Source organism: Sutcliffiella horikoshii (assembly GCF_002157855.1).
In the GTDB taxonomy this organism is placed as follows: domain Bacteria; phylum Bacillota; class Bacilli; order Bacillales; family Bacillaceae_I; genus Sutcliffiella_A; species Sutcliffiella_A horikoshii_C.
Genome location: NZ_CP020880.1, coordinates 1,290,641 through 1,307,901, shown reverse-complemented (window position 1 = coordinate 1,307,901; position 17,261 = coordinate 1,290,641). Strand labels below are relative to the sequence as shown.

Here is a 17,261-nt window from a genome sequence, read left to right as displayed (position 1 = left end):
CTCATTCCAAAAAACCGCTCATTGATTAAACAAAGATTATACAAACATTATACATAATAGCATTAACTCTTACAATCAATAACACTCTTTCTATGTAAAAACGGGTGAGACGGTTTTGGGATGATGATTTTCTTCGTAGACTGCCACAGAAGTAAGAGGCTTGTACCAACTATGGTAGAAATAAAAACTCCTATTCAGGAGTTTTTATTTCTTTAATACGTTAAAGACCTTCTGCACTTTAATCAAAACACATTTAATCATTCTTAGCAATTTATTCCTTTATTGTTACACCATAGTGAGTAAACCATACATGAATTTGTGCGAGATGGGCTAACAGTTGAGGGCCTGTCATCAGTTGACCAAACCATGGGACTTGAAAGGCTTTTCCTTCTGAAGAAACGATCTCTTGCAGCTTCTTCTTATCCATAAATTCAAGTAATGGACTATGTGAATCTTCAAGTATTTCTTCTAGCCAGTTTCTAACCAATTTCGTATAAACTGGATGATGGGTCTTTGGATAGGGACTCTTTTTCCTGTAAAGTACTTCATCTGGAAGTATTCCTTCTAAAGCTTTTCTCAAAATTCCCTTTTCCCTGTTGCCGTGCATTTTCATTTCCCAAGGGATATTCCAGACATACTCTACCAGACGGTGATCCGCAAAAGGAACGCGAACTTCCAAGCTTGCACCCATACTCATTCTGTCCTTACGATCTAATAGTGTTGTCATGAACCAAATCATATTTAAATAGAACAATTCGCGTCTGCGCGCTTCAATCAGACTCTCTCCTTCAAGTCTAGGCGTCTCCGCTACTGTTTCTTCAAATTTGGAAGTTATATATTCATCTAGTTTCAGTTTCCTACTCCATTCTGGTCGAAGCAACTCCATTCTGGCTTGGGTGGAACGCATCCAAGGAAAGTTACTTGATGCAAGGTCTTCTGGTCGGTGAAACCAAGGGTAACCTCCAAAAATTTCATCCGCACATTCCCCAGAAAGACTTACTACATAATTCTGTTTGATTTCTCTGCAAAACCATAATAAAGAGGAGTCAATATCCGCCATGCCTGGTTGGTCCCTTACAAGCACCGCTTCTTTTAAATAGGCGGCAAGATTGGTTTGTGAAATAATGGATTGATGATGAACGGTACCAAATGTTTCCGTCATTTTTCTTATCCACTTCTCATCGGAATTTGGCTGAAATTCATTTGCTTTGAAGTACTTATCATTTTCCTCATAATCAATGGAATAGGTATTTAGTGGAGGCTTTCCTTCATTTTTAAAAGCATTTGCAGCGATTGCCGTAATAGCACTTGAATCCAAGCCGCCGGAAAGAAACGTACATACCGGCACATCTGAAACTAGTTGTCTTGTAACAGCATCCGTGAACAAATAGCGCACTTTCTCCACCGTTTCCTCGAAGCTATCGGTATGCGGCCTGCTCTCCACATTCCAGTATCGCTTGATTTTCAGTCCATCCTTTTTACTCATTATCATTAAATGTGCCGGACGAAGCTCCTTGATATCATGAAATAGACCATGACCGGGAGAGCGAGAAGGTCCAAGCCCAAAAATTTCTGCCAATCCATCATACCCAACTGCACTCGAAACTTCCGGATGGGCTAGCAGTGCCTTTAGTTCGGATCCAAAAAGTAACGTCCCCTCCCCTTGATGATAAAATAAAGGTTTCACCCCAAGTCTATCTCTAGCAATGAATAACTTTTCTTCTTCTTCATCCCAAATAGCAAAAGCAAAAATGCCATTTAAATGATGTACACACTCTTCTTTCCATTCCATATAGGCTGTCAGTAAGACTTCTGTGTCAGAGTGACCTTTAAAACCATAGCCTCTCTTCATCAATTCTTTTCTAATATCTTCTGTATTATAAAGCTCACCGTTATAGCAGATTGTATAGTCATTCTCTGCTTTATTTCTTGTCATTGGCTGTTTCCCGCCTTCAAGGTCAACAACAGCCAGCCGTTTATGGCCAAACCCCACATGAAGGTCCATCCAAATGTTTGTATCATCCGGTCCACGTAAAGATAAGGTTTCCGCCATCTTTTTTACTATATCCTTCTGATCCTTAATATCCTTCTTCCAATCTATCCATCCAGCAATACCGCACATATTGTCCATCCACTCCTTTTGCTTCAAGCAAACTACGGGTGTTCTATACTATGCCGGGAGTGCTTATACCATGAATTCCAGAAACACTTTCACTTTTTTTCCTTGTTAGTCTTCCTCCCAATATTCATCTGAAAAGTGGGTAAAGTAATAAAAAAGCATCAAGTTTAAAGGCATCTCAACTAGGGAAGAATGGCAGACACAAAGGTTTACACCTACAAAACTTGTTGACTACTGGAGGAAACGACTGTGAATCTTCAAAAAAGGAAAAACATTATTTACGAACAGAAACGCTCCTATACATGCGGGACAATTGAAAATATAAACGAACAATGGATTTTCTTTGAAGCCGAGGACGATGAAGCATTTCTTTTGGAGGAGATTTCAGAAGAAGGTATTGAAATTCTTTTTTCAAACGAATGGGTACCTGGAGTGTTATTAGAAACAGGTCAAGTTGTGTTACATACCAAGCATTTATATGAATTAAACAATGGAGATGCCGTGCGTGTACGTAAAAGACTTCCTCAGCCATATATGGAGTGGCTTGAAGAATTGTCGGAAGAAGCTTTCACAAAGTTCACCACCCTGTTGAACAACTCCAATATATCCATCTATGATTGTATTTATTGCTATAACACCATGCAGTTCATGGATCATATAAAAGAACCATCAGGGGTGAATTTCCTCGTTTATGATAATGAAACATTTATCTGTTCGGTGCAACACCACTTCTCAAGAGGCAAAACGGTAACCGACCGTTTCGAATACACCCTTCAAACCGGCAAAAGATACATGTTCACCAACATGGAGCGCAGAAAAGCTGAATGAACGATTAAAAACTATAATTGATTGGTTAACCGCCGCTGTTCCTTTTCCGCAAATGGCTTCGCTTTCCGCGGGACGGTGCTTGAGCCTCCTCGCTGCGCTGTGGGGTCTCAAGCTACCGTTACTCCCCCGCTGGAGTCTCCGCCATTTGCTCCAATTCACAGCTAGAAATTACGTTAGATATGTTAATACTTTTTAAGATAATTCGATTAAGCGTTTTATAAAACCTAAGTTGAATGAAGTCACCATGTTGATTGTAGTGGAAGGCGCGTAGACGCCCGCGGGAGGAAGGGACAGGGGAGACCCCGGAAGGCGAAGCCTGAGGAGGCTCACGGACCGCCCGCAGGCAAGCGAAGCGCCTAGAACGGAAATCAACGGTTATATATATTCTCAACTCTATAAAAAAACCGCGGCTCATTTATATGAATCGCGGTTTTCCTTGTGTCACACCAAGCTGGGTTGACTATCATTCATAAATTTCTCGAATTCAGTTTGTTCCTTCGGCTTAGAAAGATAATACCCTTGTGCAACATTGCACGTTAACTGCCTAAGAATACTTAGCTGCTCCTCCGTCTCAATTCCCTCTGCAATGACATTCAAGTTAAGTCCTTTGCCCATGGTGATAATAGCATGAACAATCGCAAGGTCTTTTGACTCGGCACGCAAATTTTTAATAAACGAGCGGTCAATTTTTAAATTATTGATAGGAAGGTCCCGTAAATAACTTAAAGAAGAATAACCTGTCCCGAAATCATCCACGGAAATTTTAACACCCAATCCCTGTAACTCTTTCATCACCTCAATACTATAGGAGGCATTCTTTAACATAGCACTTTCCGTCAATTCCAGATGCAGGTGACAAGCAGAAAGTCCGGAAGTTGTTAATGCATGTTTCACCTCTGATACAAAGCTTGGTTGCTGGAACTGTTGGGCAGAAACGTTTACTGAAATATTCAGCTCTTGATAACCCTCAACCTGTTGCCAATTTTTTGTATGTACGCAAGCAGTTTCCAGCACCCAACCCCCAATCTCTATAATTAATCCAGTTTCTTCAGCCAGAGGAATGAAATCTGCGGGAGGGACAAGTCCCAGCTTCGGATGATTCCAGCGTATTAATGCCTCTGCTCCAATGACAGTGTCTGAATCTATATCGATAAACGGTTGGTAACATAGGAAGAACTCATTTTTCTCAAGCGCTTTACGTAGATAGCTTTCCAGTTCAATCCGGTATAATGCCTGACTATTCATTTCATCGGAATAAAACTTTATTCTGTTTCCCCCAAGCTTTTTTGCTTGATTCATTGCTGCATCAGCATTCTTCAATAAACTCTCTGCCGTTATCCCGTCATTAGGGTACAAACTGACTCCAATACTTGCTGTCACATAGAATTCTTTCTCTAAATACCTAATAGGTTGTTTAATAGTGGTCAAAATAGCTTTAGCCATTGTGATCACTTCATCTATGCTCTCAAAACCCGTATAAGATAATGAAAACTTATCCCCACCAAATCTGGCAAGGTAACAATTCGCAGGTAATAAGGCTGAAATCCGTTCAATTTCCCACTTTAGCAATTCATCGCCAACAAGATGACCCAGGCTGTCATTAATCAATTTAAAACGGTCAAAATCAATAAAAAGCACTGCTAACTTTTCCTTACTTTTCTTCGATTCTTCCAGCTTCACTTTTAAACTTTCATGAAAGTTTTGTCTATTTGGCAGAGCAGTGGCAGGGTCATAGTAAGCGAGATAAGCCACTTTTTCCTCAGCCTTTTTCTGTGCCGTAATATCTCTTCCTATTCCAAAAACACCTGTCCGAACCCCGTCAATGACAATGGGAATATGTTTAATGAGGTATGTACTTTCTACCCCATCCCTCCCGATCAATTCAATTTCATATGTCTGTTCCATCCCATTTAAGGCTTTGAAAAAATGATCAGTTACTCTTTCAATGTCCTTTGCTTTTATGAAATTAAGTGCACTTTTACGAAGCATCTTCTTTTCTGCAAATCCAAATATCTCTTTGAATTTTGGGTTTACACTTATAATTCTGCCAAGCAAATCCACTGAAAAAGCGATGTCACCATTGTGTTCAAATAGTGATTTATATTGTTGGTCCGAAGTTTTCATCATCCGGTTTAGCTTAACTATATCTCTAGCACTTGTTTTATCGGGGTAATATGGTATGTTTCCTTCTGTTTTCATAAGTATATACTCCTATATATTCTTCATCTTTTTACAAAACAAGTGTAATTTTTACAATTTATTCACTAATTTTACTTTATCATATATAACGAGAGAATACATGACTATCATCAAAACATTTACAAAAACATAAAAAAGCTTGAATCTCTTATTAAATAGAGATTCAAGCTTTTGGTTTTATATAGATTACATACCCATCGGAAGACTGAAACCTAAGTGGAGAATATATGCAAATACCACAACGAAAAGAACCCAAACCACCACAGTGGATTTTCCTTTTCTAGTGCGGACTGCAATCATTTCCATCAAGCCGATAACGACAATACCTAATACCATCTTCAATGCGTATTGCCCGTTTGTTATCAATGTCCAGCCAAGCTGCAAGCCTGTCACAACGATTAAGATGTAAAACACTCTAAGGATCATCGCTGTTATCTTAGCACCTTTTTCTTTACCTGCTTTTGTTAAAAATAGTACCACGACAAACAGAATAAGTGCGATTGCCCATGTTGAAATATGCGCGTGTGTCATTTCTACTAACCTCCTTCAATTCACTCAAAACTACTAGTATCATACCATAGAGACGGAAAAAAACTAAGTAAATTACCTTAATATAAGATTTTGAATATTAACAATGATATAATACCTTTGTAAACCATTACATTCAATAATGGAGGTACTTTATTTATGACTACTAAAACACACGATATCATCAGTATGACAGAAAAATTCGGCGCCAATAATTATCACCCGCTTCCAATTGTGATTTCTAGGGCACAAGGTGTATGGGTAGAAGACCCGGAAGGCAATAAATACATGGATATGTTAAGTGCCTATTCCGCCGTCAACCAAGGGCATCGTCATCCAAAAATCATTCAAGCGCTAAAAGATCAAGCAGATAAAATAACCTTGACATCGCGCGCTTTCCACAATGACCAACTCGGTCCTTGGTATGAAAAGATGGCTGCATTAACGAAGAAAAATATGGTCTTACCAATGAATACAGGGGCAGAAGCTGTAGAAACTGCTGTGAAAGCCGTTCGCCGCTGGGCTTATGATGTGAAAGATGTTCCAGTTAACCAGGCAGAAATCATCGTATGTGAAGATAACTTCCACGGACGTACCATGACTGCTGTATCCATGTCCTCTAGTGAAGAATATCAACAAGGCTTCGGTCCTATGCTCCCTGGTATCAAGGTGATTCCTTATGGCAGCCTCGAAGCACTTAAAGGTGCCATCACACCGAACACTGCGGCGTTCATCTTTGAACCAATTCAAGGGGAAGCAGGCATCAATATACCTGCAGAAGGATTCCTTTCAGAAGCTTATGAGATTTGTAAAGCAAACAATGTACTATATGTGGCAGATGAAATCCAAGCAGGCCTAGGGCGCTCTGGAAAACTATTTGCTTGTGATTGGGAAAATGTCGAGCCTGATATGTACATATTAGGTAAAGCCCTTGGCGGAGGAGTATTCCCTATTTCCTGCGTGGCAGCAAACAAAGATATCCTTGGAGTGTTCAACCCAGGATCACACGGCTCCACTTTTGGAGGAAACCCGTTAGCATGCGCGGTATCCATGGCATCATTAGAAGTATTAGAAGAAGAAAAATTAGTAGAACGTTCTTACGACTTAGGGAACTATATGATGGAAGAGTTACGTACCATCCAAAACCCAATCATCAAAGAAGTTCGGGGTCGCGGACTCTTTATTGGAGTAGAGTTGACGGAAGCAGCACGCCCTTATTGCGAAAAGCTTAAAGAAAAAGGCTTGTTATGCAAAGAAACACATGAAACGGTCATCCGTTTTGCACCGCCACTCGTCATCTCCAAAGAAGACTTAGATTGGGCGATTGAAAAAGTAAAACAAGTACTATCATAATAAAAAAGCTGTCTGCTAGAATTTATTAAATCTAGCAGGCAGCTTTTTTGCTTGACTAACAATATGTTACTTGACCCTATTCTTCAGCGTACCAATTTTCTCTAAGCACACTTCCACTACATCCCCCCCGGTTAAAAAACGCGGTGGATTAAATCCTTTCCCAACCCCAGCAGGAGTTCCTGTGGCGATAATGTCTCCCGGCTCCAGAGTCATGCCTTTAGAAATAGTTGCTATTATTTCTGGTATAGTAAAAATCATCTGTTCCGTTGATGCAATTTGCCGGACTTCTCCGTTCACCAGTGTTTTCACCTCAAGGCTTTGTGGATCATCTATTGCAGATTTATGCACAATGACCGGTCCCATTGGACACGTTCCATCCAAGCTTTTACCAAGAAAGAATTGTTTATGACGCTTTTGCAAATCTCTAGCCGTTACATCATTCACAATCGTGTAGCCAAATATATAATCCATAACATCTTCTTTGGCTATACCTTTTCCCGCTTTTCCAATTACAATTGCTAATTCCCCTTCATAATCCAATTGACATGTAACCTCTTCGTGTAAAGGAATGTTTTCATCGGGGCCGATAACACAAGTGGGAGCTTTCGTAAATATCATTATATGCTCGGGGATATCCTCTTCAGTCCCCATCTCCAGTACATGTTCCCTGTAGTTTTTCCCGACACAAAAAATGTTCTTCCGAGGTCTTTGAATTGGCGCGAGAAGCCTTACCTCTTTCATTGGGATAAAATAATCCTTAGAGTTTCGTTGTGTGAACACCCAGTCCCGCAGGTTAGCAACAGTATGGACAAAGTCCTCACCAATTTCTATGCCTTCCAAAAGAGTGGAGGGCCAAATACTTTCTTCTCCCTTAGCTTCATGCACTTTTTTAAGATCGATGATATATAGTTGTGCTTCGTCGGTTAGTCCAATACGAACTTCTCCATTGAGTTCCATTGATAATAAATGCATTCACTCATTCATCCTTCCATCTAGACATATGGTGATTATGTAGTAATTTGTTATATTATGACTTGTTTTATCGAAGTGCTTTTTTTCTTATAAAAGCCGTGCCATAATAAGGACAACCGCTTGCGTTACTTAATCTTATAATAATGGAGTAGAAGCAAATGTTAGCCTTAAAAATTGAATTAAAACGACAGCAAATGATTCATTGCGCTAAAGAATACGGATTTACTGCATCTCAAACTGTGAAATGCAGCCAAGAACTTGATGTTCTATTAAACAAGCAGTTTCAGCAACAACTCCGCTTATTGGAAAGCCAAAATAAATATTTTTATGCACAGTGACAAAGATGTGAAGCATATGCTTCACATCTTTTTAAATTTAGGCTTATTACCGTAAGTACCTGCTCTCCATAACCACTCCATCGGTCCATAATAGAAATTAGCCACCCAGACTCTGCTAATAATGATTTGGAAAATATATATACCAAGAACGAGCCATAGACCATAAAACGGGGTAAAGGATCCGTATAACCCTAATCCGTAACTGTAAAAAATGAGCGAACAAACAACGGATTGAAACAAGTAATTGGATAAACTCATTTTTCCAACATACTGAAACGGGGACAATAACTTCAAGCCAGCTCCTGTTCTAGTAGCCAACACGATAGATAAAAAGTAGAACACTGCACTCGCAGGACCACCTATCCCATCTTGTAAGTATTCTGTTGTGTAATTTTGAACCGTGTAATATGGAAGCAACTTAAATATCAATGCTAACACAAAAGTTGCAATCCAAAGCTTTTTCATCCATGCGAGGTTTTCCTCCACGTTTTCCAACCACTTGGATTTTGCTGCAGCCGCTCCAAACAGGAACATCGGCAGAACCGACAATACAATAAAGAAGAAGTTCGCGATGTTAACGAAAGACCAGTCGGCAATCCGTTGTTTTGTTATCTCCATAAATGTTCCATTGGCATATACCTGTAACGATTGTGTAGCATTAGCCTCAAACGTGGAATAGAGGTCTGTATCTCCCATCGTCAACGTCACGACAAGCATTAACAATGACAACAAGGCTGTGGGAATGATGATAAGAAGTAGCCCCGTCCATACCATCGCTTTCGAGGACATTTTTCTCATAAATAATAAAAGAAACCCACATAAAGCATATGTAATGAGAATGTCGCCATGCCAAATCAAAAATGCATGTATGATTCCTATCACCAATAACACAACTAATCTTCTGGAAAAATATTTTGGTACAGATAGATTTTTCTCTGCTACTCGGGTTGTGAAAATAATAAAGCCATATCCGAACAAAAATGAGAATAGGGTATAAAAACTTGCTTGGGCAATGATATCAATTCCATTCATCACTAAAATATCCCGTGTATCAGTCCAATAAGTTTTTACGTTCACATAAAGCATCGGAGCAAAAAATGAGGGCATGTTTACGAGAAAAATGCCTAATATCGCAATTCCCCTGATAATATCTAAAGCTACAATTCTCTCTTTTTCTTGTATAGGTGCTGCTTGCATCCAGATTCCTCCCTTGTCCTTTCATAGTGAATATTATAGCTCTTTTTCCTTTATATTCCTATCATCAAATCCTCCTATCCCTTTTTTAGTTTACACTCACCATACCGGGCTAATGTCATAGGATATAACAATAGCGCACAGTAAAGGAGTTAACGTTTATGCCAGCAATCGTCGGAGCTGTAAATGTTAACAGCATCGGTAACTCCGGGATATTTCATATCGGGGATGTATTTCAAATGTCTCCAGTCAGTTCAGCCAAAACATTCGCAGGAGCCGGTAGCTTTAATACCGGAGACAATATCTCTGTTAGCAACACGAACAGTCAAACAAACACCTATGACCAAGATGTTAATGACCAGCCGGTTGCATTGAATATGTAAACCAACATTTATTAGGAGGAGGCACGTATGGCATCCAACTTTTTCATCAATCAAAGTATCGTCATCCATCATCTGAAAATAGGAGGTATATCGAACTCCTCCGTTTTTCAGATAGGTAGTGCCGGGGTTATAAAGTCCTTATCAAATTTATACAATACTGGTAACTTTGAAGGCCCCGCACCTGTAAGCAGTGCCGAGATAGCACAAGAACAACAAAGTGAAACACCTCCGAGTTCATCTGAAATATTTGTCCCTTTAACAGGTTCAGGATGAATTTACATTATGGGCATTCACCCATTTTCAATGTTTGCATAAAGTATTAGAGATGATTCTTGACGCTTAAACAGCAACCAATGAAAGGGGTGGTCGGATGTACAATAACTATCAGTATTTTTATCAATCGCAGCAACAGATCCAGCAACTTCAACAAGTGGTAGAAAACCAGACGAAACAGATTTCCACCCTCGAGGAACTGGTGAAACTTATGCAACAGGAAATCACCCAATTAAAAGAAAAACCAAGTATGAATATCGAACGAATTGAGTATAAATTTGATCAACTTAAGGTGGAAACGTTGGAAGGCACATTGAATATCGGGTTGACACCTGGGTCCCCGGGTGAGATTGAAGATTTCGTTGTAACCCAAAACAATCTAGAAGTGCCCGTTCCTAAGCGAAACCAAAATTTAGCCCAAGGTATTGAAGCAGACTTGAGGGAATATCTCAACAAAAACGGAAAAACAAAGATTGACCAGATAGCGAAACAGCAAGGTAGAACTCTCGAAAAACACTATCATGACTTCATGATCCAGGATGTAAACAATCAACTGGCTTCACGTGTGAATCACACGTTAAATACGATTACGGCCGAAGCTGTCCAAAAGGGTTATAATGATGAAAAAATTAAAGAAGTCGCCATTCAACAGCTTCAAGGGGATATGGATAAAGCTTTTGCTGCCTTTATTCAAACACTTCCTCAAAAAAAATAAATGTGTGGTGTTAACCTATGAACTTTCAAGTGACAAACCATAATTTGCAAGTGAATAATGTAGATATCCTTGGGGTTTCTTCCTCGTCTATATTTCTTGTCGGGGATACCCAGAACATTTGCCTGACATCTTATTTCGACACTCCCCCTGAATCATTGGTAATTGGACCATTTGTTCCATTAACTACGGAATAGCCTATGAGAATTTCTAGAGTAAACGAGATTAATTTGCACTCTTTGTCTTTTAGCTCTTATTTTCATATTGGGGATTCCTATTATATTAATGCTAAATCAAGGGCACTCGCTGTAAAAAGAGAGTTTCCGAAATTTTATGGTAACGAGGGGAACTTCTCTGAGTACCCAATATTTACGATGCAGTCCCCGACTCCTGTTTTAACAGAACGGGTAAACATGTCTGTAAATAATGTAAACCCAAACATTTGTGTGAATCATATCAAAATTAAAGGGGTCTCTTCTTCCTCTGTCCTGCAAATCGGATCATCCCAGACAATCTGCGCGGAAGCGAGGGTTAAACATACAAGACAACTGCTGGGTCCAGAGGTCCACAAAGCAATGGAAATACCAGATACTACGAAAAAGAGCGAGGATGATTAGCGATGCCTTCCATTATAGGACCTGTGAAAGTGACAAATGTAGGCGGTGGAATTATTAATTTTGGGGACACTTTTTATATTAGTCCGAAACGAACAGGTAAGACAACGGAAGGGTCCGGCGGTTCCAATACGGGAAATGTTGTAAATACGAATAGTGGATTGAATGCTACCAATGTAATTGACCCTGATGCGACTGATCAGAGTGTTAGTGAAAACAAGTAAACCGCATTTTCACCTTTTAGGGCCGAGGTCATATAGTATAAGTATCAAAAACATGGGTGTCTGCATTATTTCAGTCGTAAGAACCGTGATAGTGCCCTCACCCTAAAACAAAAGGATGTTCTACATGCCAGCTATCGTAGGTCCGGTTGCCATCAACAGCGTAGGCGGAGGCGTCATCAATTTCGGGGATTCCTTCTACATCTCCCCTAAATCAGCCTCCAAAACCTCAGCAGGATCCGGTGCACTAAACACCGGCAACTTCGTCATCACCAACAACGGTCTATCCGCCACCAACACCATCGACCCTGACATCAATGACCAGGATATAGTGGCGAATAACTAAAAGAGAAAAAAAGAAAGAAAAGAAAAAAAAGGGGTCAGACCCCTCTAGGACTTTCCACTCCGACCCCGAAATACCACAAAACCCGTGCCAACACAAGTGGCACGGGTTTTGGTATTATCTTTTTTGTTTTCGTTCGTTTGACTTGCGTGTTAGTGGTATTTTGGAAGATGGTTGTTTTTGAATCCATTTGATGAAGGAGGCTATTTTTGGATCATCCTTCAGAAGAAGAACTGTGTTCAGACGGATGGCCAGCTCTTCGTTCGTGTATATGGCGTGTATTTGTTTATGACATGGAATACAAAGATTGGCCGTCGGCAGGAAAGTCCCTCCCATTTCCTTTGGAGTCAGGTGATGGACCGTTATTTCTACCTCTTCCCTTTCACAAAGTTCACAGGTCCCGATGTCCCGCTTCTTCTTCTTTCCCATTCAAATACACCTCCACCATTTCATTTCAGCATCCATAGACACCCATAACCTTCCTACACCATAACCACTACTTCCAAGCAAAAATCACAAATTCTCCAGCGTCACAACAGATCCGTTGCCAGAAGATTTGGCAGGTGTAACCACCAATCGTCTCGGCAAACGTGCCCTTAGCTCTTGTACGTGGGAAATGACCCCTACTGCCAAATGGTCGGATTGAAGTTTCTCCAATGCCGTAACCACAGCATCAAGCAGCTCTGAATCAAGCGTCCCAAAGCCCTCATCAAGGAAGAAGAACTGCAGTGGATATTCCCCTCTTAACTGAATCTGAGCGGAAAGTGACAATGCCAGTGCCAGCGAAGTAAGGAAAGTCTCACCCCCGGATAAAGTGGAAACAGGTCTTCTTACGCCACCATTCGCATCGTCACGGATAATGAAGCCGCCATTTGAATCCATTTCCAACGCATATCGCTGGCGGGTAAGCTGCCCCAATCTTTCTGACGCATCCCTGCTTATTTGATGCAACTGCTCTTCCGCCAAGTATTCAACAAAACTGTTCCCTTTAAAGACGCTTTGTAGCTTTTGATATGCTTGAGTTTCCTCCGAAAGCTTGGTCTTCTTTTCCTCGAGAATCCTAAACCGTTCATTACGATCTTTTAGAGAAAGAAGATTTTGTTGAAGCGCACTTTTTCTTTCTATTTCATCACGCAGTTCCTTGCGGGCGAACAATAACTGTTCTTGAGTTTTTTCCCATTCTTCTTCTTCCAACATTTCTGTGCCAATTAAGGCATTCAAACGAGAGAGGTCCTTTTCAATGGACTTTCTTTCCTCCCAGTAATGTTCTATTTGTTCTTTCCACTTTTCTTTTGAATGTATATGAACAATTGCTGACTCTACAGCATCGGTCGTTGTGAACACGGATTTTTCTAGCTCATGTTTCCATTTTTCCTGGAGGAGAGCAAGGCGTGACTCCGTTTCTTTTACCATCTGTTCACTGTGTGAAGCAGCTTTTTCTCTTTCTTGAGCATGCTGCTGGGATTCCATCCATTTTTGGTAGTTCTCCCTTTCCAGCCTATTTAAGTTTTCCACCTCTTGCTCAACACGCTTCAGCTCATCTTTGATATTATTCTCACCAACAATGGACTTTATTTCTTCTAGCGTATCTTTAATACGATTCTGAATCTGTTCGAGTTGCAATTCCTCTTGGTAAATAGTTTTTTCGATTTCTCTCTTCTTTTCTAGGGCTTCTTTTAATTCTTTCTCTTTTGATTCAATAAAATCCACACTAGTATTTATTCTTTCCTGCAGGTCCAAACGTTTTTTTTCCGCTTCTTTGACAGCTTGGAAGTTGGTTTCGATTTCTTCAAATTTTTCTTGTTCGAAATCTTTGTTCCAAGTGTATTTCTTATCTTCCAACTCCTGTTTCGTATCTTCAAGACGCTTCATCCATTCTTCACGCTGTTCGATAAAGCTAGAAGCAAGCTTTGCTGTTTCTTTAAAGGTGCCTGACCATGTTTTAAGGTAGTTGTCCACCTTTTCTTTCTTTTCCTGCAACTGAATGAGATCTTGAATCAATGCCTTTTGCTCTGTTGCAATTCTATGGTGTTTTTCAGCAAGCAGCACCGCTGAGTCCTTAGACTCGTTCAATTCCTTGTCCCACAGATCCCATTTTTCCGATGATTCCTTCGGGGCAGGCAAGTCTTTTTCCCCTTCAAGATCTCGATGAAGCTCGGTAGCTATTTGCTCTAATTTAAACTTGATTTTCAGGTTTTCCTGTTTTTGCTGCGTAATGGCAGAAGGCAGCTTTCCAACACCAGTTTCCTCTTTGCTGCTTGCTATTTCCCTATGTGCTTGATGAGAAGCAAGACCGGGATGCTCTGTGGAACCACAAACTGGACATGCTTCTCCGTCTTCAAGGGATTTGGCCAACTCCATTGCAAGTTGATGAATTTTTGCATCATCTGCAAGCTTTTGTTCTGCTTCTAAAAAGCCTTCAATCTGCCTTTCGAGCCAATCAAGCTGTTGTGCCATTTCTGATGCAAGATCATAGTGATTTTCTGTACGTTGGAAAATTTCTAAAAGGGTTTCTTTCCCCTTAATCAGGTTTTCTTCCGCTTTTTGGTTCTCCACCTGAAACGAAGAAATTTTGTTTTGCAGCGTTTGTACTTCTGCTCCAATTTCCTTCATTTTTTTCTCAATGAGCAGTATCTCTTGTTTCTGATCAAATGCTCTCTCAAGTATTTCTACGCGTGCAGGTGCATAAGCAAGGCTTGCAAGTTCCTCTTTTATGGTCTTTTGCTTGTTAACTGCCTTGGTATACAGGTCCTTAGCGTTTTCTTCTCGTGCTTCTAACTTAGATAATTCTTCTTTATTTAAAAGCAAAGAACGTTTTAGTTCTTCCATTTTTGGCTGATGGGCATTTAATCCTTCTTCAAGGTTTCTCGCACGTTCTAACTTTTCTTTCTTTGTAAGCAGCACAGGTAATTCTGCTTCTTTCTTAACCCTTGTTGCTTCATACATTTTCAAAGCTTTGTCCAACGCTTCTTTTGCAGTTTCATTAGCGGTATGGTTTACATTATTTCTTTGCTTCCACTCTAGTAAAGCTTTTTCTACTTCTTTCAGATCTTCCAATAAAGGCTTTAAGCTCTCTGCCTGTTGCGCCAATGTATAGGAAGTTTCGAGTTCCTTTATAGAAGCCTCTTGCAATAAGTAAGTTTGTAGCTTCTTTTCTACCTGAGCCTTTTCCTGCTGATTTTCCCATTGCTTCTTTTTTTGCTCAAATGCAAGTTCCATCTCTTGAAGTGCTTTTTCTGACCTTTTAACGAGCGTTTCTACTTCTTTGAACGCTTTCTCCGCTTCTTTTACCGCTTCATCTGAAGCCTCGCCTAATCCTAACTGCTCGGCATGTATTTTTCCCAAGAGTCTTATTTTTTCTTGCAGCTCTTCCTTTATTTTTCTGGAAAGCTGATCACCGTATTTTTCTAGCTGAAAAAGGCGCTGCAACATTTGCCTTCTGTCTGCACCTTTAAGAGAGAGAAATTCCGCAAACTTTCCTTGTGGCAACACAACGGCACGGGTGAAATCATCAATGGTCAGGCCAAGTATCTCTTGAATGGCCTGATTCACTTCACTTGCCTTATCCGCAATCACGATATGCTCGTTTTCCTTTACTTCCGTCAATCTTGAAATTCCCGATTTCACACGGATATCATCTGTACGTTTAAAGGTCCGTTCCACTTTAAATCGTTGCTTCCCTTTAGCATTTTCCAGTTCAAATAAAAAGGAAACCTCCAACTGATTTTCCGCATGATTCATAATTCCTTGTGTATTATTGGAAGCCCGCTCTACCTTCCCGTACAATGCAAGCGTCATCCCGTCTAAAATGGAAGATTTTCCACTTCCGGTTGGCCCAAAAATCCCAAATACGCCACCCTCACAAAGCGATTCAAAATCAACTATTTGTTTTTCTCGGAAGCTGTGGAGCCCTGCGATCGTCAGTGTGATTGGTTTCATACTTGTTCCTCCTTCACCGTTTCATCCTGCAATAAGGATAGAAATAACCGGACTAATTCATCCTCAGGTTTGGCGCCACCTGATTGTTTTTCATAAAACCTTACAAACAGTTCTTCAATTGGAACACTGTCCATCTTCACTGCTTTTCTCTCCTCGACCATTTCCGGAAAAATAGGACGAATATGGAGGATGCCATCGTGATGTTTTCGGATGCGATGAATTTCTTCCATGGAAAGTGCATTGGTGACATGTATTTCAAGATCGACCCAGGCATTATTGTCTTTCTTTTCTTCTAGCCAACCATAGACTTGTTGGACTCCTTCTGTAGCCTTCCATCTTACAAGTGGCTTTCCACTAGAAAGGAATATTTCTTTCGTTTCTACTTCTTTACCAGGCTTAGCATCAATAATGGTTACACTTTTCGTGTATCCAGCCTCTGAAAAGCTATAAGCAAGCGGTGAGCCAGAGTATCTGGCTGCCGTTTTGGCACGTTTGATGGTTTGAGGGCGGTGTAAATGGCCTAGGGCAACATACTGCGCTTGATGCGGCAAACTCTCCGCTGCCACCGTAAATGCTCCTCCTACTTCAATTGGGCGTTCCGAATCGGTGGAATTTCCACCTGCAACAAATAAATGGCTCATGGCGATATTCACAGAAGCCTCGGTAAACTGCTCACACATCTTATCAAAAAACTGGCGAATTCTTGCATCATAATGGTCTCTGATTACTTTTTCTTCAAATTCTTCGGAAAGCACTTCGTTTAACCTGGACTCTGAAGGATATGGCAAAGAAGCCAGCTTCAACGTTTCTTCCGTTGTGGGGACATATATGCTCTGAACGTCCATGGTGGGGTATCCTAGCAAGGAGATATTTTGTGAGCTTGCAAGAGGTCTTGAAGCAGAAAGACGGTCTGGATTATCATGGTTCCCTGCTATTACGGCAACCGGCCTTTTTCCATTGTTTGATAGCTGTTGAAGCGATTCATAAAAAAGCACTTCCGCCTGGGCAGGGGGGTTGACGGTATCGTAGACATCTCCCGCCATCAGTACCACATCTACTTTTTCCTCTTCTACAATGTGCAGAAGTTCTTCTAAAAATTGTGCCTGCTCCGGTAAACGACTTCTTCCTTCCAACGTTTTTCCCAAGTGCCAGTCGGCAGTATGAAGTATGCGCATCTTTTTTTCTTCCCTTCCATGAAAGTGGCTCAAGTAACAAATCTTCAACATCTGACATTTGTCACCTGAG

18 protein-coding genes are annotated in these 17,261 nt (G+C 40.6%); 10 read left to right on the top strand and 8 right to left on the bottom strand.

Translation table 11 applies throughout. The annotated features are described in order from the left end of the window. Positions 1-271: 271 nt before the first annotated feature. On the bottom strand, positions 272-2,122 hold the full coding sequence (gene asnB, locus B4U37_RS06805) for an asparagine synthase (glutamine-hydrolyzing) (protein ID WP_088017618.1): 1,851 nt from the start codon (positions 2,120-2,122) through the stop codon (positions 272-274). A gap of 246 nt (positions 2,123-2,368) precedes the next feature. Between asnB and B4U37_RS06800 the strand changes: the two genes are divergently transcribed. Next, positions 2,369-2,947, top strand: a complete 579-nt coding sequence (locus B4U37_RS06800) for a DUF2777 family protein (RefSeq protein ID WP_157663732.1) — start codon at positions 2,369-2,371, stop codon at positions 2,945-2,947. Positions 2,948-3,388: 441 nt separating this feature from the next. Here B4U37_RS06800 and B4U37_RS06795 read toward each other — a convergent pair whose 3' ends face one another. Then, a complete protein-coding gene (locus B4U37_RS06795) occupies positions 3,389-5,146 on the bottom strand; it encodes a sensor domain-containing protein (protein WP_088017616.1) in 1,758 nt (585 codons plus the stop codon). A gap of 186 nt (positions 5,147-5,332) precedes the next feature. Next, complete coding sequence (locus B4U37_RS06790; RefSeq protein WP_088017615.1) at positions 5,333-5,677, bottom strand: DUF1516 family protein; 345 nt, start codon at positions 5,675-5,677, stop codon at positions 5,333-5,335. Between the two features lie 156 nt (positions 5,678-5,833). On the opposite strand from B4U37_RS06790, the gene B4U37_RS06785 reads away from it, so the two are divergent. Continuing rightward, complete coding sequence (locus B4U37_RS06785; RefSeq protein ID WP_088017614.1) at positions 5,834-7,027, top strand: ornithine--oxo-acid transaminase; 1,194 nt, start codon at positions 5,834-5,836, stop codon at positions 7,025-7,027. 66 nt (positions 7,028-7,093) lie between these two features. On the opposite strand, the gene B4U37_RS06780 is transcribed toward B4U37_RS06785, so the two are convergent. Further along, complete coding sequence (locus B4U37_RS06780) at positions 7,094-7,999, bottom strand: fumarylacetoacetate hydrolase family protein (RefSeq protein ID WP_088017613.1); 906 nt, start codon at positions 7,997-7,999, stop codon at positions 7,094-7,096. Between the two features lie 158 nt (positions 8,000-8,157). On the opposite strand from B4U37_RS06780, the gene B4U37_RS06775 reads away from it, so the two are divergent. Beyond that, positions 8,158-8,337 (top strand): aspartyl-phosphate phosphatase Spo0E family protein, encoded by a 180-nt coding sequence (locus B4U37_RS06775; protein ID WP_088017612.1) that lies wholly within the window; start codon positions 8,158-8,160, stop codon positions 8,335-8,337. A 21-nt stretch (positions 8,338-8,358) separates the two neighbouring features. Here the strand turns inward: B4U37_RS06775 and B4U37_RS06770 are convergent, their stop codons facing one another. Continuing rightward, positions 8,359-9,534, bottom strand: a complete 1,176-nt coding sequence (locus tag B4U37_RS06770) for a DUF418 domain-containing protein (RefSeq protein WP_088017611.1) — start codon at positions 9,532-9,534, stop codon at positions 8,359-8,361. 158 nt (positions 9,535-9,692) lie between these two features. Here B4U37_RS06770 and B4U37_RS06765 point away from each other — a divergent pair, with 158 nt between their 5' ends. The 7 genes from B4U37_RS06765 to B4U37_RS06735 all read left to right on the top strand — a co-directional run bounded on the left by B4U37_RS06765 (position 9,693) and on the right by B4U37_RS06735 (position 12,080). Next, positions 9,693-9,914, top strand: a complete 222-nt coding sequence (locus tag B4U37_RS06765; RefSeq protein ID WP_010192122.1) for a spore germination protein — start codon at positions 9,693-9,695, stop codon at positions 9,912-9,914. Between the two features lie 27 nt (positions 9,915-9,941). Then, positions 9,942-10,187: a spore germination protein GerPB gene (locus B4U37_RS06760; protein WP_088017610.1), complete on the top strand. Its 246-nt coding sequence runs from the start codon at positions 9,942-9,944 to the stop codon at positions 10,185-10,187. A gap of 97 nt (positions 10,188-10,284) precedes the next feature. After that, the gene (gene gerPC, locus B4U37_RS06755) at positions 10,285-10,902 is read left to right on the top strand and encodes a spore germination protein GerPC (protein WP_088017609.1); all 618 of its coding nucleotides are present in this window, start codon (positions 10,285-10,287) and stop codon (positions 10,900-10,902) included. A 17-nt stretch (positions 10,903-10,919) separates the two neighbouring features. Then, positions 10,920-11,096 carry a hypothetical protein gene (locus B4U37_RS06750; RefSeq protein WP_010192131.1) on the top strand — a complete coding sequence of 59 codons (177 nt, stop codon included), beginning with the start codon at positions 10,920-10,922 and terminating at the stop codon, positions 11,094-11,096. A 42-nt stretch (positions 11,097-11,138) separates the two neighbouring features. Beyond that, positions 11,139-11,516: a spore germination protein GerPE gene (locus tag B4U37_RS06745; RefSeq protein ID WP_245840067.1), complete on the top strand. Its 378-nt coding sequence runs from the start codon at positions 11,139-11,141 to the stop codon at positions 11,514-11,516. A 2-nt stretch (positions 11,517-11,518) separates the two neighbouring features. After that, positions 11,519-11,737 carry a spore germination protein gene (locus tag B4U37_RS06740; RefSeq protein WP_088017607.1) on the top strand — a complete coding sequence of 73 codons (219 nt, stop codon included), beginning with the start codon at positions 11,519-11,521 and terminating at the stop codon, positions 11,735-11,737. A gap of 124 nt (positions 11,738-11,861) precedes the next feature. After that, positions 11,862-12,080 (top strand): spore germination protein, encoded by a 219-nt coding sequence (locus B4U37_RS06735; RefSeq protein ID WP_010192140.1) that lies wholly within the window; start codon positions 11,862-11,864, stop codon positions 12,078-12,080. Between the two features lie 114 nt (positions 12,081-12,194). On the opposite strand, the gene B4U37_RS06730 is transcribed toward B4U37_RS06735, so the two are convergent. The 3 genes from B4U37_RS06730 to B4U37_RS06720 all read right to left on the bottom strand — a co-directional run bounded on the left by B4U37_RS06730 (position 12,195) and on the right by B4U37_RS06720 (position 17,191). After that, positions 12,195-12,506, bottom strand: a complete 312-nt coding sequence (locus tag B4U37_RS06730) for an HNH nuclease-like protein HlpB (protein WP_088017606.1) — start codon at positions 12,504-12,506, stop codon at positions 12,195-12,197. An 84-nt stretch (positions 12,507-12,590) separates the two neighbouring features. Beyond that, a complete protein-coding gene (locus tag B4U37_RS06725; RefSeq protein WP_088017605.1) occupies positions 12,591-16,016 on the bottom strand; it encodes an SbcC/MukB-like Walker B domain-containing protein in 3,426 nt (1,141 codons plus the stop codon). Then, a complete protein-coding gene (locus tag B4U37_RS06720) occupies positions 16,013-17,191 on the bottom strand; it encodes an exonuclease SbcCD subunit D C-terminal domain-containing protein (RefSeq protein ID WP_088020194.1) in 1,179 nt (392 codons plus the stop codon). Before B4U37_RS06720 ends, B4U37_RS06725 begins: the two co-directional genes overlap by 4 nt. Positions 17,192-17,261: the final 70 nt, after the last annotated feature.